26 protein-coding genes and 1 pseudogene are annotated in these 26,794 nt (G+C 45.0%); 8 read left to right on the top strand and 19 right to left on the bottom strand.

Translation table 11 applies throughout. The annotated features are described in order from the left end of the window. Nucleotides 1-100 precede the first annotated feature (100 nt). The 3 genes from DFP77_RS07025 to DFP77_RS07015 all read left to right on the top strand — a co-directional run bounded on the left by DFP77_RS07025 (nucleotide 101) and on the right by DFP77_RS07015 (nucleotide 2,852). Nucleotides 101-1,030: a LysR family transcriptional regulator gene (locus DFP77_RS07025; protein ID WP_114411585.1), complete on the top strand. Its 930-nt coding sequence runs from the start codon at nucleotides 101-103 to the stop codon at nucleotides 1,028-1,030. 95 nt (nucleotides 1,031-1,125) lie between these two features. Then, on the top strand, nucleotides 1,126-2,100 hold the full coding sequence (locus tag DFP77_RS07020; protein WP_114411569.1) for an isopenicillin N synthase family dioxygenase: 975 nt from the start codon (nucleotides 1,126-1,128) through the stop codon (nucleotides 2,098-2,100). Nucleotides 2,101-2,102: 2 nt separating this feature from the next. After that, a complete protein-coding gene (locus DFP77_RS07015) occupies nucleotides 2,103-2,852 on the top strand; it encodes an alpha/beta fold hydrolase (RefSeq protein ID WP_114411568.1) in 750 nt (249 codons plus the stop codon). A gap of 180 nt (nucleotides 2,853-3,032) precedes the next feature. Here DFP77_RS07015 and DFP77_RS07010 read toward each other — a convergent pair whose 3' ends face one another. The 8 genes from DFP77_RS07010 to DFP77_RS06975 form a co-directional block, all read right to left on the bottom strand. Continuing rightward, a complete protein-coding gene (locus tag DFP77_RS07010; RefSeq protein ID WP_114411567.1) occupies nucleotides 3,033-4,037 on the bottom strand; it encodes a TIGR03842 family LLM class F420-dependent oxidoreductase in 1,005 nt (334 codons plus the stop codon). Between the two features lie 185 nt (nucleotides 4,038-4,222). Continuing rightward, nucleotides 4,223-4,918, bottom strand: coding sequence for an NADPH-dependent F420 reductase (gene npdG, locus DFP77_RS07005; protein WP_114411566.1), 696 nt, complete (start codon nucleotides 4,916-4,918; stop codon nucleotides 4,223-4,225). Next, entirely contained in the window at nucleotides 4,915-5,688 is a 774-nt protein-coding gene (cofE, locus tag DFP77_RS07000) for a coenzyme F420-0:L-glutamate ligase (protein WP_114411565.1), read from the bottom strand. The genes npdG and cofE overlap by 4 nt, the downstream gene beginning before the upstream one ends. Beyond that, on the bottom strand, nucleotides 5,681-6,397 hold the full coding sequence (gene cofC, locus DFP77_RS06995) for a 2-phospho-L-lactate guanylyltransferase (RefSeq protein WP_114411564.1): 717 nt from the start codon (nucleotides 6,395-6,397) through the stop codon (nucleotides 5,681-5,683). The genes cofE and cofC overlap by 8 nt, the downstream gene beginning before the upstream one ends. Then, complete coding sequence (cofD, locus tag DFP77_RS06990; RefSeq protein ID WP_114411563.1) at nucleotides 6,397-7,356, bottom strand: 2-phospho-L-lactate transferase; 960 nt, start codon at nucleotides 7,354-7,356, stop codon at nucleotides 6,397-6,399. Before cofD ends, cofC begins: the two co-directional genes overlap by 1 nt. Next, entirely contained in the window at nucleotides 7,356-8,561 is a 1,206-nt protein-coding gene (cofH, locus tag DFP77_RS06985) for a 5-amino-6-(D-ribitylamino)uracil--L-tyrosine 4-hydroxyphenyl transferase CofH (RefSeq protein ID WP_114411562.1), read from the bottom strand. The genes cofD and cofH overlap by 1 nt, the downstream gene beginning before the upstream one ends. After that, entirely contained in the window at nucleotides 8,558-9,688 is a 1,131-nt protein-coding gene (gene cofG, locus DFP77_RS06980) for a 7,8-didemethyl-8-hydroxy-5-deazariboflavin synthase CofG (protein WP_114411561.1), read from the bottom strand. The genes cofH and cofG overlap by 4 nt, the downstream gene beginning before the upstream one ends. Before the next feature lie 265 nt (nucleotides 9,689-9,953). Next, the gene (locus DFP77_RS06975) at nucleotides 9,954-10,607 is read right to left on the bottom strand and encodes a TetR/AcrR family transcriptional regulator (protein WP_114411560.1); all 654 of its coding nucleotides are present in this window, start codon (nucleotides 10,605-10,607) and stop codon (nucleotides 9,954-9,956) included. Between the two features lie 250 nt (nucleotides 10,608-10,857). On the opposite strand from DFP77_RS06975, the gene DFP77_RS06970 reads away from it, so the two are divergent. The 3 genes from DFP77_RS06970 to hydA all read left to right on the top strand — a co-directional run bounded on the left by DFP77_RS06970 (nucleotide 10,858) and on the right by hydA (nucleotide 15,169). Next, nucleotides 10,858-12,099 (top strand): Zn-dependent hydrolase, encoded by a 1,242-nt coding sequence (locus DFP77_RS06970; protein ID WP_114411559.1) that lies wholly within the window; start codon nucleotides 10,858-10,860, stop codon nucleotides 12,097-12,099. Between the two features lie 78 nt (nucleotides 12,100-12,177). Further along, entirely contained in the window at nucleotides 12,178-13,662 is a 1,485-nt protein-coding gene (locus DFP77_RS06965; RefSeq protein ID WP_181858509.1) for an NCS1 family nucleobase:cation symporter-1, read from the top strand. A gap of 64 nt (nucleotides 13,663-13,726) precedes the next feature. Next, the gene (gene hydA / locus DFP77_RS06960) at nucleotides 13,727-15,169 is read left to right on the top strand and encodes a dihydropyrimidinase (RefSeq protein WP_114411558.1); all 1,443 of its coding nucleotides are present in this window, start codon (nucleotides 13,727-13,729) and stop codon (nucleotides 15,167-15,169) included. A gap of 164 nt (nucleotides 15,170-15,333) precedes the next feature. Here hydA and DFP77_RS06955 read toward each other — a convergent pair whose 3' ends face one another. The 7 genes and pseudogenes from DFP77_RS06955 to nrdR form a co-directional block, all read right to left on the bottom strand. Further along, nucleotides 15,334-15,816 (bottom strand): phosphatidylglycerophosphatase A family protein, encoded by a 483-nt coding sequence (locus tag DFP77_RS06955; RefSeq protein WP_114411557.1) that lies wholly within the window; start codon nucleotides 15,814-15,816, stop codon nucleotides 15,334-15,336. A gap of 58 nt (nucleotides 15,817-15,874) precedes the next feature. Further along, complete coding sequence (gene thiL / locus DFP77_RS06950; RefSeq protein ID WP_258861083.1) at nucleotides 15,875-16,810, bottom strand: thiamine-phosphate kinase; 936 nt, start codon at nucleotides 16,808-16,810, stop codon at nucleotides 15,875-15,877. Nucleotides 16,811-16,982: 172 nt separating this feature from the next. Beyond that, nucleotides 16,983-17,276: a DUF6172 family protein gene (locus DFP77_RS06945; protein ID WP_114411555.1), complete on the bottom strand. Its 294-nt coding sequence runs from the start codon at nucleotides 17,274-17,276 to the stop codon at nucleotides 16,983-16,985. A gap of 103 nt (nucleotides 17,277-17,379) precedes the next feature. Further along, nucleotides 17,380-17,933, bottom strand: a pseudogene (locus DFP77_RS20085) (YjaZ family protein). 336 nt (nucleotides 17,934-18,269) lie between these two features. Further along, on the bottom strand, nucleotides 18,270-18,794 hold the full coding sequence (gene nusB, locus DFP77_RS06935; protein WP_114411554.1) for a transcription antitermination factor NusB: 525 nt from the start codon (nucleotides 18,792-18,794) through the stop codon (nucleotides 18,270-18,272). A gap of 282 nt (nucleotides 18,795-19,076) precedes the next feature. Further along, on the bottom strand, nucleotides 19,077-20,249 hold the full coding sequence (gene ribD, locus DFP77_RS06930; RefSeq protein ID WP_114411553.1) for a bifunctional diaminohydroxyphosphoribosylaminopyrimidine deaminase/5-amino-6-(5-phosphoribosylamino)uracil reductase RibD: 1,173 nt from the start codon (nucleotides 20,247-20,249) through the stop codon (nucleotides 19,077-19,079). After that, entirely contained in the window at nucleotides 20,246-20,758 is a 513-nt protein-coding gene (nrdR, locus tag DFP77_RS06925; RefSeq protein ID WP_114411552.1) for a transcriptional regulator NrdR, read from the bottom strand. The genes ribD and nrdR overlap by 4 nt, the downstream gene beginning before the upstream one ends. A 160-nt stretch (nucleotides 20,759-20,918) precedes the next feature. Between nrdR and DFP77_RS06920 the strand changes: the two genes are divergently transcribed. Together DFP77_RS06920 and ettA are read left to right on the top strand one after the other, a co-directional pair. Beyond that, nucleotides 20,919-21,824, top strand: coding sequence for a DMT family transporter (locus DFP77_RS06920; RefSeq protein ID WP_114411551.1), 906 nt, complete (start codon nucleotides 20,919-20,921; stop codon nucleotides 21,822-21,824). Between the two features lie 256 nt (nucleotides 21,825-22,080). After that, on the top strand, nucleotides 22,081-23,742 hold the full coding sequence (ettA, locus tag DFP77_RS06915; protein ID WP_114411550.1) for an energy-dependent translational throttle protein EttA: 1,662 nt from the start codon (nucleotides 22,081-22,083) through the stop codon (nucleotides 23,740-23,742). Nucleotides 23,743-23,822: 80 nt separating this feature from the next. Here ettA and DFP77_RS06910 read toward each other — a convergent pair whose 3' ends face one another. From DFP77_RS06910 to DFP77_RS06895, 4 genes are all read right to left on the bottom strand, one after another. Next, nucleotides 23,823-24,572, bottom strand: a complete 750-nt coding sequence (locus DFP77_RS06910; RefSeq protein ID WP_114411549.1) for a hypothetical protein — start codon at nucleotides 24,570-24,572, stop codon at nucleotides 23,823-23,825. 265 nt (nucleotides 24,573-24,837) lie between these two features. After that, nucleotides 24,838-25,140 carry a helix-turn-helix domain-containing protein gene (locus tag DFP77_RS06905; protein WP_114411548.1) on the bottom strand — a complete coding sequence of 101 codons (303 nt, stop codon included), beginning with the start codon at nucleotides 25,138-25,140 and terminating at the stop codon, nucleotides 24,838-24,840. Next, nucleotides 25,133-25,522 (bottom strand): type II toxin-antitoxin system RelE/ParE family toxin, encoded by a 390-nt coding sequence (locus tag DFP77_RS06900; RefSeq protein ID WP_181858508.1) that lies wholly within the window; start codon nucleotides 25,520-25,522, stop codon nucleotides 25,133-25,135. The genes DFP77_RS06905 and DFP77_RS06900 overlap by 8 nt, the downstream gene beginning before the upstream one ends. Nucleotides 25,523-25,725: 203 nt before the next feature. Continuing rightward, complete coding sequence (locus tag DFP77_RS06895) at nucleotides 25,726-26,682, bottom strand: DMT family transporter (protein WP_114411547.1); 957 nt, start codon at nucleotides 26,680-26,682, stop codon at nucleotides 25,726-25,728. Nucleotides 26,683-26,794: the final 112 nt, after the last annotated feature.

Here is a 26,794-nt window from a genome sequence, read left to right as displayed (position 1 = left end):
TCAACTTTTAGTGTATAACTGGTAGGGCTACAAGCTGACTTCTTTTGAGGTTATGATCATTAGCATCAAGCTTTCTAAAACAACATATGGAATCGGTTATTTGACTTCAAAAAGGCGTATCCACTCTACTGCCATTTATTGCTTTGACAGTGTTCGACGACTCGGCTCGATTAGAGAAGCATCCCGAACGCTACATATTGCAACCTCAGCAGTCAGCCGACAAATCCAGAAACTAGAAGATGATTTGGATGTACAACTTTTCGAGCGATCACCCAATGGCTTGAAATTAACATCAGCTGGAGAAAGTTTCGCAAGACACGCACAGTTTGTATTAAAAGACGCCGAACGCCTTTACTCAGAAATTGATGCCATAAAAGGTATTCAAAAAGGACACATTGAAATAGCCACAGTTGAAGGCCCTTCTATTGAATTGATCCCTCGCGTCATCAAAAAGTTTAAAACACGCTTTTCTAATATCACCGTTGGTGTTCACGTCATCGGCTCTTCAAAAATGCCAGAGCTGATTATTAACGGAGAAGTCGACATAGGTTTAGCCTTTGATATCGAAAACCAAAGAGATTTAAACCAATTATGGGTGAAAAATTACGTCCTTGGCGCTGTCGTCTCAAAGGACCATCCACTTACATATAAAAATAAAACCGGTCTTCAAGAATGCTGTGCTTATCCATTGATCCTTAGTAAAAAAGGGCTTTCGATCCATAAACATTTAAGCAGTTTTATTAGTCTTATCGATTCTTCTCATCAAGTAATCGAAACCAATTCAGTAGAGCTATCTCGAAAACTAGCCCTTAGCGGCATGGGCGTCACTTTTCAAACTATAATCGGTATAGAAGAAGACCTAGCAAATAAAAGACTGTTCCATATTCCAATTACTCATCCCAGCGTAATGAACTCTGAACTTGGCGTGTATGTCAGATCAAATAGAACCTTGCCAGTCGCTGCAGACTATTTTGTGCGAGATCTCATCCATGAACTTAGCCAAGCGGCAGAATCAGCCACCAGTAGGTGATGCCGTTTTGGCAACACCCTTATCTGAAATGAACGTTATCACTACTCACTGTTCGATTGATAGGATGTAGTCAAACATTCGAACATTGGTGATATATGAAAAGTCAGAATACAACATCTACAACACTGCCTATTATTAACTTGTCAGGTTATCAACAGGCATCAAAAAACCAAAAACAAGAACTCTCCGCAAAAATTGGCGAAGCATGCAGAGAATTCGGTTTTTTTTATATTACTGGACACGACATCGAAGAATCGCTTCAAACTAGACTGTTTTCAGAAAGCTCAAAATTCTTCGACTTGCCTTCAAAAAATAAACTCAAGATAGACAAAAAATTTTCCAAGGCGAACCGTGGCTACGAGCCACTTAAAGATCAAACACTCGAAGCTGGAACTCCGCCAGACTTAAAAGAAGGTTTTTATATTGGCTTTGACCATAGTCCTGAACATCCCATGGTAAAAGCCAATAAATTTAACTTTGGACAAAACCAATGGCCAACAGAGCTACCCAATCTAAAGCCTGTCGCCATTGACTACCTAAAAACTATGACATCACTTTGCGAAGAGCTAATGTCTCTCATAGCGCTTTCACTGAATTTACCCGACGATTATTTTCATGACTTCTGTCATGACCCATTAGCCACTTTAAGGCTACTACACTACCCACCTCAACCTGTTAATCCCGAAGAGAACGAGAAAGGCTGTGGCGCCCATACAGACTTTGGTGGTTTAACACTTCTGCTACAAGACGAAAATGGTGGACTGCAGGTTTGGTCGCACAAAACCGACGACTGGATTGATGCGCCACCTATAAAAGGTAGCTATGTGGTAAACATTGGAGACATGATTGCTCGGTGGACAAACGATCAATATAGCTCGACCTTACACAGAGTCATTAACAAGAGCGGCAACGAACGCTATTCCATTCCTTTCTTCTTCAGCGGTCACTTAGACCATGAAGTAAAGTGCATACCAACCTGCCTACCTGAGAATGAACGGCCAAAATACCCCCCTACGACTGTAGAAAAACACATGATCGAAATGTATCAAAAAACATACGGGGATAAATAAGCATGACTAATCTGGTCTTAATTCATGGTGCTTGGGCAAGCGGCTGGGCTTGGGAGTCTTTGCTGCATTGCTTCGATTCATCTATCACACTATGCCATGTAATCAACCTTCCCAACAGCGAAAGCTACGAAGCATCTTTGCAATCTCAAGCTGATATAAAACAATACACCTCACATGTTTTAGATGTAATATCTAAAATCGACGAACCCATTTGGTTAATCGCCCACTCAGGCGGAGGCCTGACTGCTACTGCCGTCGCAGAACAAAATCCAGACAAAATTGCAGGTATCATTTACATCGCAGGCATGATGTTACCCAGCGGTATAAGTTTTACTGAGCTGTGTCAAAGCGTCTCTAAAAGAGGAATCGACACTCAAGGTATTGCCCCCTACCTTGAGCAAACAACATATGGAACAAAAGTCCAAACGGAAGGCATCAGAGACATTTTCCTCCATGATGCAACCGAAGAAACTATCCACTTCGCCAATAAAAAAATGGTGGTTCAACCTAACGCTGCAAGAGTCGTCACTATAAACTGGACAAAAGAAAGGGCTGGTCGTGTTTCAAAATATTACGTCATGGCGAAACATGACCGCTCAGTCGTACCAGAAGTACAGCAAGAAATGATAAAACTAGGCGCTCCTAATGCTGTCGCTTCCCTTCCGTGTGGACACTTCCCTCAGATAGTTCTTCCAGAACAACTTGCAGATATCATTATGGGGTTTATCAAAACATCGCCACCCTACCTCTAATAGACCAAACATCATGAGCGAATAACATTCCGACGAGGGAGGCGGTAGTTTCGAGGAGGAATGTTATTCGGTCGATGAGAAGCAATGCAGTTCGAGTAACAATAGCAACCCCATCCTAGCCTTCCCCTTGAAGAAAAGGGAAGGGACAGATACATATCGCTCAATGATTACAACAACAGTTTAGCCGTTAAATACAGGGATAATCTCTCTACCGTATTTGGCGATGATTTCTTCTTCGTCGCCGCTGTCTAGGTAGATGTTAAACTGCGTGGTTCCCGCTGCTTCTAGGTCTTTAATCTTAGCGATGTGATCTTCTGGTGTACCCAATACACAGAAGCTTTTCACTATGTCTTCGGTAATGAAATCCAAGAATGGGTTGTCGCTTTGGCCATGTTTTGAATAATCGTAACCACGGCGTTTTTCGATATAATCCGTCAAGCTTTTTGGCACTAAACCGGAGTCGCTGCCGTATTTTTCAACGATGTCTGCTACGTGGTTACCCACCATGGCAGGAAACCATTTAGTGTGTTCGATACAATAATCCATGTCGCCGAAGTAAGCAGGCGCGGCGGCTTGGACTTTAAAGTTAGACATATCACGTCCAGCAGCTTCACCAGCCGTAATAGATTGATCTTTAAACCATTTTACTAAATCTGGATCACCAATCTGCAATATCAAACCATCGCCTACTTCGCCTGCTGTCGCCAAGGCTTTCGGGCCATAAGCGCCAATCCAAACAGGCAATTCATAGCCTGTCGCCCAAGGCAATTTTACTGGTTCTGGACATTCACCGTATTCCACTTCTTCACCGCGCACCATGGCTTTTACCTTGGTGGTAAATTCCGCGAGGCGCGCTAGCGTCGCTGGTTTTTTACCCATGACTCGCATAGAGGAGTCACCACGACCAAGGCCGATGTCAAAACGTCCATTACTTTGATGTGCCAAGCTCGCGTACAAGCTGGCCGACAAAGACCAATCACGAATATTCGGGTTGGTCACACAAGGACCAAAACGCATGGTTTTGGTGTGCTCCATACACATTGCCATGGCGACAAACGACTCACGCCAAAGAATATGTGAATCGTAAAACCAACAGTAAGTGAAGCCCGCTGCTTCCGCCTGACGAACAAGATTTCGTGCGCGATCTGGGCTGACGAAGCCTTTAAACGTAATGCCAAATTCCATAATGTGTTCCTCTTGTGATTATGTTTTTAATAGATTTTTTTATTAACAGTTAGATGGCGCTTTTAGGGCGTTACGAGCAAAACCAAGACAAGGCAAAAACAGACGAGAAAGCGGAGTTTATAAGTCATAAATGAGCATTTCGAGTCTGTTTTTAACAAAGTATTGGTGAGCGCAGTAGCCATAAACTAGTGTCCATCTGGTGGACAAATACGTATCCCCGCATGGGAAAACGGCACATCTTTCGAAATATTCAATCGAATCAAAATCGGCGTTAGTGCTTCTACACAGCGAGCACTTTCTGCTAACCCAGCGTTGTAGGCTTTAGTACCCATTTTTTCGATTAACGCCATGACGCGTTTTTTAGCATCAAGGTCATTGCCGCACACCAAGATGTCGCAATTGATGCCACGAGATAAATCATTCAAAGTCACCGCCGAGACGTTATGTAATGCACCAACAACTGGGATGTCGTCGCCCAATAATAATTGCGCCGATTCGGTCACCGAGCCAGCTGCTGGCATCACCACAGCTTTTGGGTTACCCGGTGCCAATGGCACAACGATGTCGACCAAGGTTTTGCCAACGAGTAATGGTGCTAATGCGGTCAAGGTGGCATCGTGACCACTATAGGGAACCGATAAAATCACCAGATCGTCTGCGGCTTTGGTCGCGTCTTCCATCGAGAAGCCAGTAATGTCCGCCTTACAATCCTGTTCCGCCAAGGTGGCGATAAGCTGCTGTGCGGTTTCTGCTGCCTTGGCAGGATCACGAGAACCCAACACCACACTGACACCCGCCAATGCCAAACGCAGGGCCAGTCCTTTCCCTTGCGGGCCTGTTCCGCCAATGATGGCGACTTTATTGCTTACATCGTTGTTCATCTAAAAAGATCCTCGTTATGAGCACGAATAAGATCACGGCTCGAACTGTCGGTTTTTGACCAAGATAGGCCACGAAAAATAATCACTGGCGATTTCGCACTTTTCTCCATTAACAACCCAGACGCCGCCGCGACTTCATCCGCAAAGGCGGGCGCGGTGACACTCAAAGGTCGTCCATACGCGTCTAACTCACCTAACATGTGCATGACACCCGGCACATTCGCCAAGCCAATCGCCACGTTGGTTTGACCCAATCGCCACGGGCGACCAAAGGTATCACTGATAATCACGCCCAAATCACAGCCAAAATGGGCTTCTAATTTGTGACACAGTAATCGCGCACTTTTATCAGGATCATCGGGTAATAAAATCAGCTGGCCTGGGTGATCCGCATTGGATTCATCCACCGCTGCGTTGGCGCAGATGTAGCCATTTTTATGTTCGGCGATCAGTACGCCTTCTTCTTGATCTGGTCGTTTCATTGCTCGCACAATTCGGTTTGATTGAGAGAGAATCACCTCGACTTTTCGTGGGTCTTTATTAACCGTTTTCGCCAACTCGATGGCCTCTTCGCTGGGCGTGATATCATCTAGATAAGCAAATGCACCTTCGCTTTTCGACACCACTTTTTGCGCAATAACCAAGATATCGCCAGCTACCAAGGTTTGATTTTGCGTAGTTAAGGTATCAATAATGTTCTGAGCTAAATCATCACCTTCCCGAAAACTCGGTAATCCCATTAGACGAAACATGTTCATAGAATCAGGCATAGTGACGCTCCTTAATGAGCGTTTTTTTCATCAATGCTGCGCTATTGTCACGCCATGCTTTAAAGCGTTCGGGCTGACGAATCACAGCTACTTGCAGGTCTTCGCTGTGATCAATATCCAACGCGAGATTCGCTAAATGCAAACTGCGACAAACCAGTCGATTATTCGCAGCGTTGGTTTTATGGGCAGACGCCGAATCACAACCATATTCAAAATGAATCGCATCCGGAGGCGATGTTAATAACGCATTGGTGCCGCCGTCTTTGGCGACAGCAATCACCACTGACGCATCATGGGCCGCCTTCATCAATGCAAGAATTTCCTCTGGATCCAACGCGGCAATATCGCTAGGGACGATAAGTTGGCTGTCGTATCCAGATTGCTTCACCCAATCGCAGGCAAAATCTAACGCACTGTTTAGGCCCTTCTCTCCATCATCAAACAAGGTATTGGCTTCATAGGATTGAGCAAGAGAAAGCACTTCAAGGGACTCGCTCACCACCAGCACATCCAGCATGGGGAAATGTCGTTGAAAAAACGCCAAAGTGTTTTCAAACAAGGTCAAAGACAGCTTTTCACGGGCTGAGTCTGACAAGCTGCCAACCAATCTTTGTTTGGAACGCTTGGGCGATTTCATCGGAATCACTACGCAAAGCTTATCGATTAAGTGATAAATACTTGGCGAATACATAGCTGAATGATGTGTCATTAGGCCGCCCTCTGCTTTTTACAAGATAGAGCGAACTCAACCACTTTGGTAAGCAACGCTGTTTTGTCTTCAGGGGTTTTCATTAGGGTTGGCGTGACCAAGACATCTAGGCCTTGCCCTTGCAACCAAGTGGCCTCTTGCTGATCAACATCATCAATCACCATGGCCTGCAAGAATGTGTTGTAACAGTCATAAATACCTTTTGAATCAATGCTTTTACCCGCACTTTCGAGCATTTTATCCGCAGGGCCTTTTACCGTTTTTCCGCCAATTAATGGCGAAATAGCAATGATATAAGCACCGCTTTTTTCCACCGCTTGCTGAATTTCCGGCACAGCGAGAATGGCACCAATACTGACGATAGGATTGCTCGGCGCGATGATAATTAAGTCACTGTTAGCAATTTGCTCTAAGGCTTCAGGAGTCGGCTTGGCGTTTGCGATGCCTTGATATTCAATATCCAGCACGTCGGCCTGACAATGCTCGCGCACAAAAAATTCTTGGAAAGACAACCAGCCCTGCGGCGTTTTCACTCGGGTTTGCACTACATCGTCCGTTGGCAACAAAATCGGTAGGCTGACACCATGACGCTTCGCCAAACGCTCAGTTATGTCACTGGCGCTGACGCCTTGGTGTTTTAAATTCGTTCGGAAAATATGCGTGGCGAGATCCAAATCCCCAAGGGTCATCCAAGTGTCTTGCCCTAAGGCTTTTAGCTCGGTGAGTACTTGGTGAGTTTCGTTTTTACGTCCCCAACCTTGCTGGCGGTCGATCTGATCGCCTAAGGAATAAATCAGCGTATCGATATCGGGCGAGACCCAAAGACCGTGAAACTCATCGTCGTCAGCAATGTTGCCAATGATCTTCGTCGAGCTGGCGTATTGGCTTTTTGCCAAGCCTTCTGCCGCTTTCGCACCGCCTACGCCACCCGCCAACAAGGTGATATTTAAGCTGGTCATTAAGCCACTCCTTGAATCGCAATACGGTTCGTTAATGGCGCTTTGATGCTAGTGGCGGCTATTGGGTAGTCTTTTACGACGTCATATTTGGTGCTGCGCTGTACTGCATGCAAACCTGCTGCATGAATATTGGACACCATGTCTTCTGGGAAGACTTCTTGACCATGCGTTGCCCCAGCCGCGCGAGAAATACTTTCATTCATCAAGGTGCCGCCCAAATCATTGGCACCGGAACGCAGCATTCTCGCGGCCACATCAGGCCCCATTTTCACCCATGAAGCTTGGATGTTATCAATATGACCTTGCAACATCAGACGAGCAATGGCGTGCATTTTGAAATGCTCATCTTGGGTTGGGCCAGGACGAACCTTGTCTGGGTTGTCGTTGTACAAACGGGTTTCGTAATGGATAAAACCTAAGGGAACAAACTCGGTGAATCCGCCGGTTTCTTTTTGAATATCGCGTAATAATTTGAGGTGATTTGCCCAATGAATCGGCTGATCCACGTGACCATACATAATAGTCGACGTCGTCGGCACACCAACAGAATGAGCGGCTTTGATAATGCGCACCCATTCTTCTGTGGTGAGTTTATTTTTGGTCAGTTGTTTACGTACTTCGGTATCTAAAATCTCTGCCGCTGTGCCCGGCATAGAACCCAAACCAAGGTTCTTTAACTCGGTCAGAAAGACTTCTGGCTCAAGGCGACCTTTTTTGCAGCCATACCAAATTTCAAACGGAGAAAAGGCGTGAATATGAATCTCTGGCACACGCTTTTTTACCGCGATTATGAGGTTTCGGTAATAATCTGCGCCTATGTCAGGATGCAATCCACCTTGAATACAGACTTCTGTCGCACCGCGATTCCAAGCTTCTTCGGCTCGATCTGCGACTTGCTCAACTGTGAGAAATTCTGCTTCTTTGTCGCCTTTTTCTTTGGCGAAATTACAAAATCGGCAGCCCATGTAACACACATTGGTAAAGTTGATATTGCGTGTAATGACAAAGGTTCCGACATTGCCGACGCGCTTTTCACGTACTTTGTCGGCGGTGTCTAACACGGATTGGGCTTCTGCGCCTTGCGTAGCAAACAGCACACAAGCGTCTTCGACACTCAGCTCCTCACCCAACAAAGACTTATCCAAAATTGTTCGAACAGATTCGCTCACTTGGGCATTGTTTGACGTTAAAGGAAATAGGTTCATGCGATAACTCCTCCACTCACTTGAGCAGCACGGCTAACCAGCGACGCGACTCGTTGGGTTAAATTAGGGGTTAGATATTTGTGATCCTGATGCTGGAAACGGTCATAAATGGTCAAGCGTTCTGCCAGCGAATAACCCAGCCCTTCACAGGCTTGCGCGACACTGCTGATTTGCGGCCACGCTCGTTCTGGGTTAATAAAGTCTTTGGTCAAAGGAGAAATGCCGCCCCAATCGTTGATGCCCGCATTGATGTAACTGCCGTATTCGACTTCCAAATTGGGTGGCGCTTGTATGCTGATGTCATCGGGCAAGATCAAACGGGCAACGGCGATGGTGCGCTTCATGTCGTCTAAATTTGGTTCTTGATAATTTGCCATTGCAGTACCTGCTTTGGCGCGAAAGTTCTGAATGATGACTTCTTGGATGTGCCCATAGGCAAGATGGCGATCACGAATGGCGATAAGGCTGTTTACTCGGTCTGCCCAGCTTTCACCAATGCCAATCAGAATGCCCGTGGTAAAGGCGATATCAAGACGGCCCGCTTGCTCTATGGTGTCGAGTCGACGTTTGGGCGTTTTGTCTGGGCAAGCATAATGGGCTTGGCCTTTCTTGAGTAAATCGTTGGACACATTTTCCAGCATCATACCCATACTGGCGGCGACGGGTTTTAGGCGTTTTAGCTCGTCAAAAGACAAGGCTCCCGCATTCACATGAGGCAATAAACTTGTGTGAGTTAACACGCTTTCGCATTGGTCATGCAGGTAATCTAAGGTGCTGCCGTAACCTAAATGGCCCAACATATCGCGAGCTTTCTGATGACGCTCTTCTGGACGCTCGCCCAAACTGAACAAAGCTTCTTTGCAATCAAGTGCTGCGCCTTCTCGTGCGGTTTTTAACACTTGTTCTGGCGTCATATAGTTAGCGTGAGGCGAATCTGGCGATTGCACAAAAGTGCAATAGCCACAGGTATCACGACACATATTAGTCAAAGGTATGAAGACTTTTTTTGAATAAGTAAGCTGTTTACCCCAAGCGTTATCACGCGCTTTAGCGGCTTCTTGGCAGAGTGCGTACAAGTCTGGCCCAGTCGCAAACTCATAAGATATGGCTTCAGAATCAGAGATCATATTCACTCCACGCTTTAGTGATTAAATGAGGTTAAATTATTTTTTTTACCATTTGGTATAAAAATTAATAGCAATCATTTTGCGTAGAGTAAATTGTTTTTATTAGTGCAAAACACGCACCTATAAAGGGCTAGCGCTCTAAAGTTCAGTTAAGTAAAAAGTTAACCAAAAGGTTAAGATGATGAAATGTGGCGTTTTTTTGCACATTATAATTGTGCGAAAAGTAGACAGCTCAACGTAAATCAAGAAAGAAAATCAGTCTGAATTATTTATAATTATTTTTTTTGGCACCAAGAGCGCGCACAACAAAGTCCGTCACTGCTGATTCTGCTCGTTCAAAGTCGGCTTCATCCAAACGATGCTTGCCTAATAGCACTTCCATTTGTACCGAGAAATCTGCGTAGGTTTGTGTCGCGGCCCAAATAGTAAAGAACAAATGTTCAGGGTCTATATCGTCAACTAATCCCTTACTTATCCATGACTTAACCAAAATAACATCTCGATCGAATTGAGGTTTTAAGTGACTAATTAGGTACTCTTTTAAGACTGGCGCACCGCTGATAATCTCATGAGCAAAAACCTTAGAACCATTCGGATACAGACGTGAAAGCTGCATTTTTTCACGTACATAACGACGAATAACCGTTTCAGGGGTATCGCCTTGAGTTTCTAAAAAAGAGAGCTTTTCTATCCAAATATCGAGCATTTCTTTTAACACTCGTTGGTATAGTAACTCTTTGTTTGAAAAGTAATAAATCAGGTTTTGTTTGGAAATACTGGCACTGGCGGCAATCGCTTCCATTGATGAACCGTTATAACCTTTTTCAGCAAACACCACCTCGGCACAACGCAATATCCGAGACTCTAATTCTTCTCGATTAATCGACTGCTTGGTACGTTTTGTTTTCTTATCGGTCAAAATCTGATCCGCCTTCCATAAAAAATTTTATATTGCCAATGAGTACTATAAGACGCTGTTTTTATTAAATATTATCTTATTTATAGATTTTAAAATAACACACTCAGATGACTCAAACGAGTTTTTATCAGCAAACTTGATTAAAACTTGGCCTACTTATTGCTGACCGGAAAGACAAGTTGTTGATATTTTTTTATCGGCATTTTTTACCTTTTGGTAAAGGTATTGGAAGCAGAAGTAGGAGCTAGTAATGCAAGACCTTCGTATCAACGAACAACGCCTCTGGGACACCTTAATGGAAATGGGAGACATTGGCGGCACAGAAAAAGGCGGCTGCAATCGCCTTGCTGGAACAGACTTAGACAAGCAAGCCCGCGACCTTTTTGTGGCCTGGTGTGAAGCCTGCGGCTGTACCGTTGAGATCGATAAGATCGGCAATATCTTTGCTCGTCGCTCAGGCACAAACAATGATTTACCCGCTGTTGGAACAGGTAGCCACCTTGATACTCAACCTACTGGTGGCAAGTTCGACGGTGTCTTCGGCGTTCTTTCTGGTGTTGAAGTATTGCGCACATTACATGAAAACAACATTCAAACACCAACAGCCATGGAATTTTCCGTTTGGACCAACGAGGAGGGATCGCGCTTCCAACCAGCTATGCAAGGCTCAGGAACCTATGTGGGACGCTTCGACCTAGAAACTGAGCTAAATAAAACGGATGTGAATGGTATTCGACTCGGCGACGAATTAGAACGTATTGGTTACTTGGGCGAGATGGAACTGGGCAGCCGGCACATGGGCGCATTTTTCGAAGCGCACATCGAACAAGGGCCGATTCTTGAAGACGAAGAAAAAGCCATTGGCATAGTGCGACTGGGCCAAGGTATTCGCTGGTACAACATCGAGGTAGTGGGTCGCCCTTCTCACTCTGGCACCACGCCAATGCATCTTCGTAAAGACGCGATGCTCGCTGCTTCAGCTATTGTGACGGAAATGAATGCCATCGCACTTCGCCATGAAAATGGCTTAGGCACAGTGGGCTTTATGCAAGTTTGGCCAAACTCCCGCAACACCATTCCAGGCAATGTGAAATTCAGCGCTGACCTGCGTAATCCAAAACCCGATGTACTGCTTACTATGCACGAAGAACTCGTGTCCTTCTGCGAAAAAGTTGCCGAAGAACACGAAGTAGAAGTCAATCTCGATCCTTTTTGGTATTTCGCTCCAGTTGAGTTTAATGCTTCCGACGACGTAAAAGCCGCTACAGAAAAACTCGGTTATAGCCATATGGACATTTATGCAGGTGCAGGACATGACGCCTGTTACATGGCGGATCTAGTGCCAACCGGAATGATATTTACGCCCTGTCTAAATGGCATCAGTCATAACGAAGCAGAATACAGTTCACCAGAAGAATGTGCGGCAGGCGCCAATGTGCTACTGCACGCCATGCTCGAAGCCAGCGACCGTATAGCCAAAGAGCATCAATAGAGATAACCCAAAGAAGACAATAACGAACCATTGAATGAACGCATACTAATAAACCAAACAATCGAAGAGGTGGCAACAATGACCAGTAAGTCTGTTAAACAAGGTGAATTCTATGAGTTGGAGGTTGATAGCGACCTCAAACAAAGTTCAGCGTATAACGACGATTTAGCGCCAACCAAAGTGAAAGATCGTACTTGGAGCAAGTGGAATATCGCTGCGTTATGGGTTGGTATGTCTATTTGTGTGCCGACTTATACGCTAGGTGGCGTGTTAACGGCCTACTTCGGCTTGTCGGTAATGGAAGCCTTATTTACCATCCTTATCGCTAACATTATCTTACTGGTTCCATTAACACTGAATGCGTACCCCGGTACTAAATTCGGCATTCCTTTTCCTGTGTTATTACGTTCATCATTTGGCATGGTTGGCTCAAACATTCCTTGCCTGATTCGAGCTCTGGTAGCCTGTGGTTGGTTTGGTATTCAAACCATGTTTGGCGGCCTGGCGATTCATTTGTTCTTGTCTGCTGTGTCTGATGGTTGGGCTAGTCTGGGTGGCGTCGGCGAAGTGATTGGCTTCTTCATTTTCTGGGCGCTCAACATGTACGTGGTGATCCGTGGTGCAGAGTCGATCAAATGGATGGAAACCTTATCCGCCCCCTTGTTACTAATCGTTGCCATTGGTCTGATGTTTTGGGCAGGCGGAAAGGTATCTTTCACCGAAATTTTAGCAACACCAGCGAGTCGTCCTGAAGACGCTGGATTTATGGGTTACTTTCTTGGTGGTCTAACTGCCATGGTTGGTTTTTGGGCAACCTTATCCTTGAATATTCCTGACTTCAGCCGCTATGCAAAATCGCAAAAAGATCAGGTTATTGGTCAAATCGTTGGTTTACCAGCCACCATGTTCTTCTTTGCAGCCTTAGGTGTTGTTCTAACCGCAGCCTCGACAACGCTGGTAGGCGATACCATCTCTGATCCAATATCTTTGATTGGCAAAATCGACAGCCCATTTTGGGTAGCCGTAGCCATGATCTTGATCGTCATTGCCACGCTTTCAACAAATACTGCAGCCAACGTGGTTTCTCCAACCAACGATTTCCAAAACATTGCGCCAAAACTGATTAATCATACTCGTGGTGCTTTGCTAACTGGCTTGATTGGTATTCTGCTAATGGGTTGGGAACTACTGAAAAAATTGGGTCTATTGGAATCCGATGTTAGTGTTGAAGGTATGTATTCCAACTGGCTGCTGGGCTATTCAAGCTTACTTGGCCCTATCGCTGGCATCATGATTGTCGATTACTTTTTGATAAAGCGTCAGCATTTAGATTTGGTGGCACTGTATACCAAAGACAGCCTTTACCCTGCCTTTAATGGCGCTGGACTGATTGCTTTTGCGGTTCCGGTATTGATTACGCTAGTGGCACTGAATATGCCTGCGCTTGGCTGGTTCTACAACTACGGCTGGTTCACTGGCGCATTTACTGGTGCGATTGTGTACTTCGTACTTGCCAACATGCAAACCGCTTCTGCCACTCAAACTGACGCGTTGCAGTCTTAGTCATCACTCCCTCAGCGGCACTTTACGGTGCCGCTTATGTTTCTCAACTGGAAAAGGACGACACATGAGTAGTCTATTAATAAAAGGTGGGACTATCGTCACCCACGAAGAAAGCTTCAAAGCCGACATTCTTTGCAAAGACAACAAAATCGTCGAGCTTGGTGAGATCAGCGTACTGCCAAAAGATGTTGAAACCATTGATGCCACAGGCAAATTCATTATGCCTGGCGGGATTGATCCACATACTCACATGCAGTTGCCTTTTATGGGCACAGTCGCAAAAGATGACTTTGCTTCGGGCACCGTCGCTGCGTTGGCAGGCGGTACTACGACGATAATCGACTTCGTGATTCCCAGTCCTCAGCAGTCATTATTAGACGCCTACCATCAATGGCGTGATTGGGCGAAAAAAGCTCATTCAAACTACACCTTTCATGTGGCGATTACGTGGTGGGATGATACCGTCGCAGAAGAAATGAATATTCTGGTACGCGATCATGGCGTTAACAGCTTTAAACACTTTATGGCTTACAAAAATGCCATCATGGCAACCGACGACATTTTGGTGTCGAGCTTCACCAAGTGCTTAGAACTCGGCGCCATTCCCACCGTGCACGCTGAAAATGGTGAATTGGTGTATCACTTACAAAACAAACTCATGGCGGAAGGCATGACGGGGCCAGAAGCGCATCCTCTGTCTCGCCCCTCTTCTGTAGAAGGCGAAGCCGCGAACAGAGCCATTAGCATTGCCAACACACTCGGCGCGCCTATTTACCTTGTTCATGTTTCCACCGAAGAAGCGGTCGACGCCATTCGTTACGCCAAAGACCACGGTCAAACCGTATTCGGCGAAGTGCTGGCGGGACATCTCACGGTTGACGAAAGCGTTTATCAAAATCCAGATTGGGCAACTGCAGCGGCTCATGTTATGAGCCCTCCGTTTAGACCCAAGCACCACCAAGATGCGTTATGGAAAGGTGTACAAGGCGGTACCTTACAAACTACTGCTACCGATCATTGTGCCTTTTGCGCCGAACAAAAGGCCATGGGCAAAGACAATTTCACGCAAATTCCTAACGGCACAGCGGGTGTGGAAGAGCGCATGATGGTGCTATGGGAAAAAGGCGTAAACGAAGGCAAAATCACCATGAATGAATTTGTCGCCCTCACCTCGACCAACACGGCAAAAATTTTCAACATGTATCCAAATAAAGGCTGTATTCGTGTCGGCGCTGATGCTGATTTGGTTATTTGGAATCCTGCCGCGACTAAAACGATTTCCGCGAAAACCCATCATTCGAAAATCGAGCACAGTATATTTGAAGGCATGGAAATCCATGGCGTACCAGAAACGACTATTTGTAATGGCAAACTCGCGTGGCATGACAATGTAATACTTACCAAATCTGGCGATGGGAAATACATAGATCGTCCAGCTTACGCACCTTTCTACGAATCATTAAGAAAGCGCAAAGAGTTGAATCAACCCAAAGCGGTTGCGCGTTAAAGTAGATGCGCTAAAAGGGGTAACTGCCCTTAACTGATTGAACGAATAACATTTCGACGAGGGAGGCGGTAGTTTCGAGAAGAAATGTTATTCGGTCGATGAGCAACAAGAACAACCCCACCCTAACCTTCCTCTTGGAAGACAAAAGGGGAAGGTACTAAGAGCTAAAAAACAAACTCAACCAAAGCCTGTAACACGACAAAAGACATAATGCCTGCTAACACATCGTCCAGCATGATACCGAAGCCGCCATGGACGTTTTTATCGACCCAAGAAATTGGCCAAGGCTTCAAAATATCAAACAGGCGAAACAATACAAAGCCCAGCACGATATAGAACCAACCCGCAGGCGCCAGCCACATGGTGATCCAGAAACCAACAAATTCGTCCCAAACAATACCGGCATGATCATGCACGCCCATATCTTTCGAGGTTTTACCACAAAGGTAGATTCCCACCAGTGATGTCACTACCAGTACAATGAAATACGCGGTTGCGGTTAAATCTTGTAGGAACCAGATAAACAAGGGCACAGCGGCCAATGTACCAAAGGTTCCTGGCGCTTTTGGTGCGGCACCTGAGCCAAGACCAAATGCTAAGAAGTGTATCGGATTACGCCATACCGACGCAGGAGCAGAATTTGCCATGGAGTTGCTACCTATTCATTAAATTAAAAACTAAAAATCGTTGTGGACTCTCATGGCTCTAAAAATGTTGCCAGCCCGTTGCCTCTCCATCATACCCTTGAATCACCAAGCCTTCTTCGACAATTTCGCCTACCTTGGTACAAGGCAAGCTCAAGGTTTGAGTGATTAAAGATATCTCAGTGGCTTGCTCTTTCGGAGCGGTAAAACATAACTCGTAGTCATCGCCTCCAGTTAATGCCAACGATATCGCTGATTCTGGTTGCCATTGACGCAGTTCAGAGGAGATTGGCAATCGACTCGCATCGATATTCGCTCCAACGCCAGACGCTTTGAGTATATGTTGAATATCTTGAGCGAGGCCATCGGAAATATCCATCATGGAATGAACCACTCGCTTCAGCGCCATACCAGCAATCAGCCTTGGCTGCGGACGCCAAAAGCGATCATAAAAATAATCAAAGCGCTCACTCGAAACTTGCAACTCGCCGGTAACGATCGGTACAGCGGCAGCGGCATCGCCAAGCAAACCGGTAACGTAAATATCATCACCGACCTTTGCCCCACTGCGTTTTACCGCCATGTCTGACTCTACATAACCATGCACTTGCAGCGAAATGGTTAGCGGCCCTTTGGTAGTATCGCCGCCAACCAAGGCCAAACCGATCGGCTCCGCCAGTTCCGCCATACCTTGCGCCAAGCCTGCTAACCATTGCGGATCAGATTCAGGAAGCGTTAGCCCTAAAGTGAAGAACGCCGGTTTCGCACCCATGGCCGCTAAATCACTGACACAGCTTGCGACCGCACGATAACCAATATCAACAGGATCCGCATCGAAAGGAAAATGTCGACCTTCAACCAAGGTATCCATAGAAAACACCAAGCTTTGACCTTGCGGCACTTGCACCTGAGCACAATCATCACCAATACCCAACAAAAGATCTCCACGCCCTTGTGTACTAGCCATCACAGACGCTTGAAAGATGTTTTGTATCAACTCGAATTCTTTCAACAGATTACCCTTCTATTATTCCAGTGCAACACATCCTGCACCGAAAATACTGGCAAAGGATACCGTATTACACTACAGATGTCAGAAGCAAAACAGGGCAGATTACGCTAGGTAATCTGCCCTGTTTGTATTGTGCTTTTTAACACCAAAACCGCCATTAATCTTCTGAACGTTTTGCTCGCTGCTTTGGCGTTGGAATCACTTCTAAATAAAAAGTCTTCCAGTGCTGGCTTTGTGCCGAGCTAATATTTGTATTGATATCACCTTCGTGAATCGTTCTTGCCTTATCAACCGTTTGACCAAACTTGCAATTAAATCCCCAAAAATCTGCGCCATCTGGCAAGGCTTTTTTACGCTCTGCTTTAATGTATTGCTTAACTTCATTTTTCGCTTCTTCAATGAGGCGCTGGTATGGTTTTTTGGGGTGAGACAAAACAAAGTTCTTTTTCATTATGATCCTAAAAATATTGGGTAAGGCAGCGTAACAACCACCTCGATACACTATGATAACGGGTTAAGAATAAACCAGCCATCAATAAGAGAAATATTCCTACTTATTTTAGAGATGGCTTTGGCAGCTTTTTGCTATGAAGTAAATTATGGCAAATAACCCAGAAATCGACTTTCTTTACCCTGCCTAATTTTTCATTCAAAGGGCAAGCGCTTTCAATATGAAAACGCATTTTTCCATGCTCCTTCCAGACTCGATATACGACTTGGTAATAAATTTCTATGCCATTATCTTGCTTAATTTTACAACTACAGTAACGACTATAACCGCCGTGATAACAGAATTGATTGGGTAAAGTCGCTATGATTTGGGGTAAATGTTTTGATAACTCGTAACGAGTTTTATCAAACGTCTTTTATCTGACGGAAAAGGATATATGTCGATAACATCAGGAAATTCATCACTTTTAATACCACGCGTAAATACGTGATGAGAAAATGTGAAAAACAGTGTGTAACGCTCGTTTCTTTTAGGATGTTGGAACACCAACTTACAAGCATCAAGATGATCTAAGGGATACTCGGCATTAACATGCTGAAACGGCTTCCACTGCTGAACTTCATGATCAGATAAATTAAAAAGTCTTTTGTATGACATAGATGGATAAGCTTTCCTTAGCCTATAAATAACAAAGGCTCCGTCTAGGGAGCCTTCGCCAAAAGAATAATCTCTTGGATTCAGAACGTCTTTACCGGGCACAGCCTCGACCTTACTTAGAAGGTAACGCGATGTCATACATAAAGTATGTCTGCTACATCGATAAACTTAATTATAGCCATCAATATTGGCGTCAACCATAATAAAATATGCGCTTTCAACGCAAATCATTATCTGTTGAATTTAGACAAACGCCATCGAAAATTAGACATAAAAAAGCCCCGTTATTAACAAGTAATAACGGGGCTATTAGGTATCTTTTAGTAATAGGTTCTATTACTTGTTCGATTCTTTATTCGCTTCTCGGCGAGCGGCGATTTCTTCGCGTCGCACGCGCTGTGCAAGTTTGTCTAGAATGCCGTTTACGTATTTGTGGCTTTCCGTCGCGCCGAAGCCTTTTGCTAGCTCTACGCTTTCATTGATCGCAACGCGGTATGGCACATCTAAACGCTGGGACAATTCAAATGCCCCAATACGCATAACAGCTAATTCGATAGGGTCTAGTTCGCTCAATGGACGATCTAGTAACTCTTCAAACAATACGTCCAGTTTTTTAGCGCTGGCTGTTACACCTTGTAGTAATTCGCGGAAGTAGACTTTGTCACAAGAATCCATTTCTTGATCTTGGTTCATCACGAATTGAGTTTCGATCTCGCTCACTGCAGATTGATTCATCTGCCATTGATAGACCGCTTGTAATGCCAAACGACGAGAAGCACTGCGCAATTGCGAACGTGAAGGTTTTTTCTCTTTACGTTTTGGTGCTGGAGTTTGGTCGTTTGCTGTTTCCACTTCGCTCATTTTTTGCCTCAATTGTCCAGACTACGTCGCCTTATGGGCTGACGCTTTGGTCTGTTTGAAAGTACCCTTGGTTGTTAAAGAGCTATATTAGCTACTGCCTTTAGACAGCAACTGAGTCATATCGACCAAAGGTACGAATATATGGGTTGTCTTGGGCGGCGATTATAGCAACATTTATTCTAGGTTTCTCGGCAAAGTTCTCTAAATATTCGCAAGAAAAAACAATTTTCAGGCATTTCAAAAAAAAAGCCTGAAAAAGCAATGACTCACGTTTCTTTATTTTTACAACTCTTCGTCAAAGTCGCCTTCAAGATCATCTTCAAAATCATCCTCTAGATAGCGTGGCTGGTATACTAAGCGCACATCTTGCCCAACTTGACGAACCGATTTAAGCGTCAGCTCAACCGCTTCATCCATTTCATCTAGTGGTAATTTGAACAAAGGTCGCGCACTGGAACCCAATAGTTTCGGCGCCATATAAACGACGATTTCATCAATTAGCCCAGCAGCTAAAAAACCACCGGCCAATTCAGCGCCGGCTTCCAACAAGACTTCGTTGATACCTGAATCAGCAAGTTGCTCCATCGCATCCAATAAATCTAGTCGCCCATCCAAACCTCGCGGTGAGAAACGTACCGTAACGCCTTTTTTTGTAAGCGTTTCTAAGTGTTCTGCTTCAACTTCCTCTTCAACCGAAAACATCCAAGCCTGATTCGTTGGATAAAGAATTTTCGCTTCAGGAAGAATCGACAAAGCCGTATCCATAATCACACGAATCGGCTGACGCACGCTTTTCGGATCGACTTCTTGATCATCATTGTCGATGCGCACTGTCATACTTGGGTTGTCCGCCAACACAGAGCCAATACCAGTAACGATAGCGTCACTTTGCGCGCGCAAACGCTGTACATCAAGACGCGCTGCTGAGTCCGTAATCCATTGGCTTTCACCCGATTCCATGGCCGTGCGGCCATCCATGCTCATGGCAAGTTTCACTCGCACATAAGGAAGACCCTCGCGCATGCGTTTGATAAAACCTAGATTCAGCGCTTCACACTCCGCTTCTAAAACAGGCCCAATTATTTCGATGCCGGCTTGTTTGATTTTTGCCAGGCCATTGCCAGACACTTCTGGATTCGGGTCTTGCATGCCATAAACAACGCGAGCGACACCTGCTTTAATCAAGGCATCGGCACAAGGCGGCGTTTTGCCTTGGTGACTGCAAGGTTCCAAGGTGACATAAGCCGTTGCGCCAACAGCGTCTTGATTCGCATCCGCCAAGGCGTTTACTTCGGCATGGCCTTCTCCGGCTTTAACATGAAAACCTTGGCCAATAATTTGCTGATCTTTTACCAAGACACAACCAACGCGAGGGTTTGGATGTGTGGTGTAGCGGCCTTTTTTTGCTAGTTGAATAGCTTTCGCCATCCAGTGCTCGTGATTAAAAACTGTCATGCTTCATCTTCTTTTTTCGATTCTGGGGCGGCGCTCTTCGACTCTGTAGTCGATGCACTGTGGCTTTCTAGACGATCTATTTCCTCACGGAATTCGCTGATATCTTTAAAGCTACGATACACAGAGGCGAAACGTACATAGGCGACTTGATCAAGACGCTTCAACTCTTCCATTACTGCTTCGCCAGTCCAACGAGAAGGCAATTCTCGCTCACCTGTGGCCTGCATTTTTTCTTTAATTCGGGTGATCGCAGTTTCTACTGCTTCAATGCTAACGGGACGTTTTTCAATGGCTTTAATAATGCCATTACGCAACTTGTCTTCATCAAAAGACTCTCGACTACCATCGCTTTTGATTAATTTCGGCATTTGCAATTCAGCCACTTCAAAGGTGGTAAAGCGTTCTTGGCAATGACTACAGGTACGACGGCGACGCACTTGTGCGCCTTCAGAAACCAATCGAGAGTCCACTACTTTAGTATCTTGAGTTCCACAAAAAGGGCATCGCATAGTGCTTCCAATATCGCTAATTTGGTGTAAGAATGCCTTAGACTAGGCCATCGCGTGATGGGTGAAATCATACCAACCCCGCCATAATATAGCTACAAAGCGACAGTGTGCGCTTGCATCATTCCTTTATTTAAGAGTGAATGATTTTATAAGGATTTATATGCCGTTCGCAGAGTTATCAGGCTTAGTTGCCGCCTTGTGTTGGACTATTTCAAGCCTGATGGCGCCAAACTTAATCCAACGCTTTGGCACCATGCGCTTTAATACCTTTCGTATTGTAATTGCCAGTTCAATTCTTTTGGCTATTTGCTTAATCACTCAACGATTCAATGCAACTTTGTGGCAACACGCTGAGATCGTCATGCTGTCTGGCTTACTAGGAATTTTCATTGGCGATACCATGCTGTTTACCGCGGTTCATCGCCTTGGCCCTCGACGCACTGGCGTTCTGTTCGCTACCAACGCACCCATGTCGATTCTATTGGGTTGGTTATTCTTAGGTGAAAACCTTTCTTTCAATCAACTCTTTGCCTGCGGTTTGGTATTAATCGGTGTGGTGATCGCTATTCTATTTGGCCGTAGAGTCAGCCTTCACGCTTGGGAGCAAACCAAAGGCAAATTAAGTATCGGGATTTTGCTTGCTCTTGGCGCTGCACTTGGTCAAGCCAGTGGCGCCTTACTTAGCAAGCCCGCTTTAATTGATGGAGCTGACCCAATTGCCGTGTCCTCATTGCGAGTTGGCACGGCCGCTTTCGCTCTAGCGCTAGCATATGGTTTGTACTATCGACACAAACAACCTGCCGACGCTATTCCATTTAGTCAACTAACTCGAGCAGATTTTATGGGCATCGCCGCACTTGCCACCATTGGCATGGTAATAGGTATGAGCGTCTTAGTCTGGGGGGTTGGCAACGCTAATGTGGGAATTGTCACTACGCTATCTGCCGTTGTTCCTGTGCTTATTTTGCCGGGCTTGTGGATTACCACCGGCCAACGTCCTACATTTGGTGCATGGATTGGCGCGATTTTCGTTGTGGTTGGCGCGGCTTTGATTATTCTGAAATAGTCTTGCCTGTGCTATCCTTACCCCACTAATTGCATTTGGCTCTCCATCGACTTGCTAGAGTTCTTTTAGCAACCCCGTGGAGCGTTTTAACGAAATAAATTCACGACGTTACGAGCAAAGCCAAGACGAGGCAAAAACCGACGAAAAAGCAGAGTTTATGGGTTATAAATGAGCATTTTGAGTCTGTTTTTAACAAAGTATTGGCGAGCGCAGTAGTCGTGCTAGGATTTCTAATCATAGGATAAGTTGACTATTTATGGCTCAGTTTGTATACAGCATGAACCGCGTTGGGAAAGTTGTTCCCCCGAAACGCGAGATTCTAAAAGACATTTCTCTTTCATTCTTCCCTGGCGCTAAGATCGGTGTATTGGGTCTTAACGGTTCTGGTAAATCCACACTACTGCGCATTATGGCGGGTGTTGATACCGAGCATAATGGTGAAGCACGTCCAATGCCGGGCATCAAAATCGGCTACTTGGAGCAAGAACCGCATCTTGATCCAGAAAAAAACGTGCGCGGCATTGTTGAAGAAGCTTTCACTGATGTGATCGAAGCCATGGCACGTTTGGATGCAGTTTACGCAGAATACGCAGAGCCAGACGCAGACTTTGATGCCCTAGCAAAAGAACAAGGCCAACTTGAAGCCTTGATCGAAGCAAAAGAAGGCCACAATCTAGAGCGTGCTCTTGAAGTTGCTGCCGACGCACTACGTCTGCCTCATTGGGATGCAAAAGTAGAACATCTTTCTGGTGGTGAGCGTCGTCGTGTTGCCTTATGTCGTCTATTGCTTAACAAGCCAGACATGATCCTTCTAGACGAGCCAACCAACCATTTGGATGCGGAATCCGTTGCTTGGCTAGAGCGCTTCTTGAAAGATTACCCAGGCACTGTTGTGGCAATTACCCATGACCGTTACTTCCTAGATAACGCTGCTGGCTGGATTCTAGAACTTGACCGTGGCCACGGTATTCCATACGAAGGTAACTACTCTTCTTGGCTGGAACAAAAAGACGCGCGTCTACAAACCGAAGCAAAACAACAAGCCTCTCACCAAAAAGCCATTAAATCTGAGCTTGAGTGGGTTCGTCAAAACGCCAAGGGTCGTCAGTCTAAATCGAAAGCCCGTTTGGCCCGATTCGAGGAAATGAACTCGCAAGAGTTCCAAGATCGTAACGAAACCAACGAGTTGTACATTCCACCAGGACCACGTCTTGGTTCTAAAGTCATCGAAATCGAAGGCGTTAGCAAAAGCTTCGAACACAAGATGCTGCTAGAAGACTTCAACATGGTTGTGCCACAAGGCGCGATTGTCGGTGTGGTTGGTGGTAACGGTGCAGGTAAATCTACCCTATTCAAAATGATCGCTGGCATAGAACAACCTGACACAGGTACTGTCACCATAGGTGAAACCGTACAGCTTGCTTACGTAGACCAAATGCGTGAACTAGACGGCGACAAAACTGTATTTGAAGAAATCGCAGATGGCCAAGACATGATCACGGTTCACAACTACAAAGTGCCGTCTCGTGCTTACATTGGTCGCTTTAACTTCAAAGGGTCTGATCAACAAAAATTGGTTAAGCACTTGTCTGGTGGTGAGCGTAACCGTTTACACCTTGCGAAACTGCTTAAAGAAGGCGGCAACGTATTGCTACTGGATGAGCCAACAAACGACCTTGACGTAGAAACCTTACGTGCACTGGAAGACGCGCTATTGGCTTTCCCAGGCGCCGCGATTGTTATTTCCCATGACCGTTGGTTCCTAGACCGTATCGCGACACACATCCTAGCGTACGAAGGCGATTCTAAAGCCGTCTTCTTCGAAGGGAACTACGCAGAATACGAAGCCGACTACAAACAACGTACCGGCAACGAAGCCACACCAACTCGTATCAAATACAAACGTATTGACGCGTAATTCTATTAAATAGGATTGGTTGGTTTGAATGGAAAACCGCTTGCAGAGATGTGAGCGGTTTTTTTAGTTGTTAACTATTATCAATTGATATGTTCAAGAGCTTTAGTAACTTGAGTTCCTATTTTTGCAGCCGCAGAAATAACTTTCTCTGACTTAATAAGACCGTCAGTTACTTTTCCTACTGTGTCTAATACTTTAGTATACATAGAGAGGCATTCACGATCCTTTTCTTCTTTTAACATTTCTTTTTTCCTTATTACCTCGCCAATAACAGCATCCATCGTTCCTTGAAGTGAAGATGAGCCCGAAATTCTGCAACTAGATAATGAAGTTAAAATTTCATTAAGATGATTTTGAATCATTTTTTGCACCCCTTTAGATAAAGATGACGCTTCTAATGAAGATTGAAGTGCTAATATTTGTGATTTTATATCATCAATATCTTCAGGGTTTATAGTATTTTCTTCATCTGGTAAACATTGGCGACAATAGCCTAAACACAGGAATACAGCGACTTGAATAAGCTTGTTTTTTACATTCCTCCATGGTTCCGACAAAGATTTAACAGTAAGCGCATTAGTTATAGAGCCCAATAAAAATTTACACTTAAACTCGTCATATTCATCTAGTTTCATCTCATCTTGAATATACTCAATTTCATCATGCATTTGCCTTAAATATCTGGCTACTTCTATATCCTTTTTACTCGAGTTAGACTCATCAATTTTGAAAACAGCAACCCATACTTCTAGCGTATTTTCATTTTCTCCATGTTCAGTCGCCTCCTTTAAAATCGAAAGAATTCGTGAAGCAGAATTTGTATTTTGCATTTATTTGATTCCTAAATTAAATCGTAAACCTATTTAAGCAATGACCTCATATACATTTTCGTTTCACAAGAGAAAGCATTTTAAGCGCGGCGCCTCTGAGTTTGCTCTCACTTGTTCCCATTTCTCGCTAACATTCAGGTATTGCGTATAAAAACATCATATAAGACTTTGTCTCTCATTTACTTAAAAAAGTGAGAGACTAGTGGATTTGATGTACACGAGTGAGAGACAAAGCTTTCTATGTGTCCAGTGTAATTGGGTAAAACTAGGCTATCACTTCTATTCCCTTACGCTCCACTAGAGAAAGCATTTTCAGCGCAGCGCCTCTGGGTTTACTTTCGCCTTGCTCCCATTTTTTAACCAACTTATCACTGACGTTTAGGTATTGTGCAAAAACCGGTTGGGAAAGGTTGTTGGCGAGTCTTAGTTTTTTGACTTGCTCAGGTGTAAAGTCATGAATGGAGGTTAAGCATAAGGTATCAAACTGACGCATGGTGGTTTTATCAATCACACCTGCTTTATTAAGGCCTTTGGCTGTCTTATGAACAGACTTTAAAATATCACTCATGGCGATCTCCTTCTTGGCAAACTTCTACTTTGATTAACTCATTTGAGGCTATCAAGCTTTCTAATTCAACTTGGCTAAAACTAATAAAGACTTGGGCTAATTCTCTTAGCGCCATTTGCTCTTTTTTGGTGATGTTAGCTCGTTTGTTTTTAGCAAAGGCATACAAGAAAAAGTACTTTTCACCAATGACAGCTCCAATAATTGTTCGATAGCCACCACTCTTACCTTTGCCCTCTGTTGCCACTCTCTTTTTATAGAGAGCGCCACCTAGGTCTGCATCAACTAATCCTCTCTGGATCTCATCACATGCTTCAATGAGATCCATATCAGACAAACGATCTTTTTTAGTTAAAGAACAAAACTCTTTCGTTTTATAAATCAAAGTATACCCTCCTTGGGTAGCATTTCAACAACTCGCAAACATCATGTAGCGCTTCGATGCTGATATATGTTCATCCTTAAATGCTTCCAATTGATCTTATTAAAGTTTTTGGAAGAGCACCATGCTGAGTTTATTTTCATACCTAAAAAAACAAACCCCGCTTACCATGGGCAAGCGGGGTTTGGTGTTGCTAATGAGTGCGGCTACCGTTTTTTAAAAATCCCACTGGCAATCACGACGCCGATGCTGACGAAGATGAGTCCGGCGATGGAGTAACCTTCGAGGTGTTCGCCAAGGACGGGGATGGCGATGAGTGCGGCGAGTACGGGAGTGAAGGCGCCGATGGCGGCCATGTTTTCTGCGCCAAGTTTTTGGATGGCATAGCCGTAGGAGAATCCGGTCATCAAGCCGACAAGTAGGCTTTGCACGAGAATTTGCCCTGCCAACATATCCCAAGAGGCGTAAGCTAAGCCGCTAGAAGCCAGTCCCGTTGCCCATAAGACAGCCAGCGCGATCAAGGACACTAAGCCCATCAAAGCGGTTGATACCAAAGGAGGTAAGCCAGCAATCCGCAAACTCACGGTATACACCGCCCAGAAGAAGCTCGCAGCTAGCAGTAATAGATCACCTTTCCAGGTGTTTTCTGGCGCGGTTAGTAGTGACAAACTGAGCAGAACAATCACGCCAATGCTGACTAGGCTCAAGCCAATCTTGCGCTCACGGCTGACTTTTTCTTGATAGAAAAGCACGGCCAGTAAGGTAACAAAGAAGGGAAAGGCACCAAGAATCAATAAACCTGCGTGAGACGCTGGCGCGTATTTCAAACCTGTGGCGCTTAGGTAGAAAAATGGCAGGCCTGCGCCACATATCACGCCCAACAAAAGCACCGGAGAAACCGCTTTAACTTGTGCTCTGGCGCGCCACAAAAAAGGAAACAGTAACAGAGCGGGCGGTGAGTATCGCAAAATGCCTAAATCAAAAGCAGTCAAGGTATTGGTCATGCCGGCACGCATACTGACCAGCCAAGATGCCCAAATCAAAATACTCACAAAGGCAGCCAATAGACCAAGGCGAAAGCCCCAGCCTGTGGCATATTGTTTGTATTTTGGTGGTTCTTGAGCGGATATTGATGATGTGTGTTGTGTCGCAGTTTGGGGCATAACCACCTCGTGGGAAATCGATAGCCTTATTATCTTCTTTCATTCGCGAGCATGTCCTTGCTATTCACCCTCAAAAAAGGCTATTTTTTAGCATATAACACTCAATTCAACT

The sequence above is a fragment of the Marinomonas foliarum genome (genome assembly GCF_003337275.1).
GTDB lineage: Bacteria > Pseudomonadota > Gammaproteobacteria > Pseudomonadales > Marinomonadaceae > Marinomonas > Marinomonas foliarum.
This window is presented reverse-complemented; position numbering and strand designations above follow the sequence as displayed.

Coding starts and splice junctions, on each gene's coding strand:
- DFP77_RS07020 (WP_114411569.1), top strand. CDS start 1,126: ATGAAAAGTCAGAATACAACATCTACAACACTGCCTATTATTAACTTG.
- DFP77_RS07015 (WP_114411568.1), top strand. CDS start 2,103: ATGACTAATCTGGTCTTAATTCATGGTGCTTGGGCAAGCGGCTGGGCT.
- DFP77_RS07010 (WP_114411567.1), bottom strand. CDS start 4,037: ATGGAATTTGGCATTACGTTTAAAGGCTTCGTCAGCCCAGATCGCGCA.
- npdG (WP_114411566.1), bottom strand. CDS start 4,918: ATGAACAACGATGTAAGCAATAAAGTCGCCATCATTGGCGGAACAGGC.
- cofE (WP_114411565.1), bottom strand. CDS start 5,688: ATGCCTGATTCTATGAACATGTTTCGTCTAATGGGATTACCGAGTTTT.
- cofC (WP_114411564.1), bottom strand. CDS start 6,397: ATGACACATCATTCAGCTATGTATTCGCCAAGTATTTATCACTTAATC.
- cofD (WP_114411563.1), bottom strand. CDS start 7,356: ATGACCAGCTTAAATATCACCTTGTTGGCGGGTGGCGTAGGCGGTGCG.
- cofH (WP_114411562.1), bottom strand. CDS start 8,561: ATGAACCTATTTCCTTTAACGTCAAACAATGCCCAAGTGAGCGAATCT.
- cofG (WP_114411561.1), bottom strand. CDS start 9,688: ATGATCTCTGATTCTGAAGCCATATCTTATGAGTTTGCGACTGGGCCA.
- DFP77_RS06970 (WP_114411559.1), top strand. CDS start 10,858: ATGCAAGACCTTCGTATCAACGAACAACGCCTCTGGGACACCTTAATG.
- DFP77_RS06965 (WP_181858509.1), top strand. CDS start 12,178: ATGACCAGTAAGTCTGTTAAACAAGGTGAATTCTATGAGTTGGAGGTT.
- hydA (WP_114411558.1), top strand. CDS start 13,727: ATGAGTAGTCTATTAATAAAAGGTGGGACTATCGTCACCCACGAAGAA.
- DFP77_RS06955 (WP_114411557.1), bottom strand. CDS start 15,816: ATGGCAAATTCTGCTCCTGCGTCGGTATGGCGTAATCCGATACACTTC.
- DFP77_RS06945 (WP_114411555.1), bottom strand. CDS start 17,276: ATGAAAAAGAACTTTGTTTTGTCTCACCCCAAAAAACCATACCAGCGC.
- nusB (WP_114411554.1), bottom strand. CDS start 18,794: ATGAGCGAAGTGGAAACAGCAAACGACCAAACTCCAGCACCAAAACGT.
- ribD (WP_114411553.1), bottom strand. CDS start 20,249: ATGACAGTTTTTAATCACGAGCACTGGATGGCGAAAGCTATTCAACTA.
- nrdR (WP_114411552.1), bottom strand. CDS start 20,758: ATGCGATGCCCTTTTTGTGGAACTCAAGATACTAAAGTAGTGGACTCT.
- DFP77_RS06920 (WP_114411551.1), top strand. CDS start 20,919: ATGCCGTTCGCAGAGTTATCAGGCTTAGTTGCCGCCTTGTGTTGGACT.
- ettA (WP_114411550.1), top strand. CDS start 22,081: ATGGCTCAGTTTGTATACAGCATGAACCGCGTTGGGAAAGTTGTTCCC.
- DFP77_RS06910 (WP_114411549.1), bottom strand. CDS start 24,572: ATGCAAAATACAAATTCTGCTTCACGAATTCTTTCGATTTTAAAGGAG.
- DFP77_RS06905 (WP_114411548.1), bottom strand. CDS start 25,140: ATGAGTGATATTTTAAAGTCTGTTCATAAGACAGCCAAAGGCCTTAAT.
- DFP77_RS06895 (WP_114411547.1), bottom strand. CDS start 26,682: ATGCCCCAAACTGCGACACAACACACATCATCAATATCCGCTCAAGAA.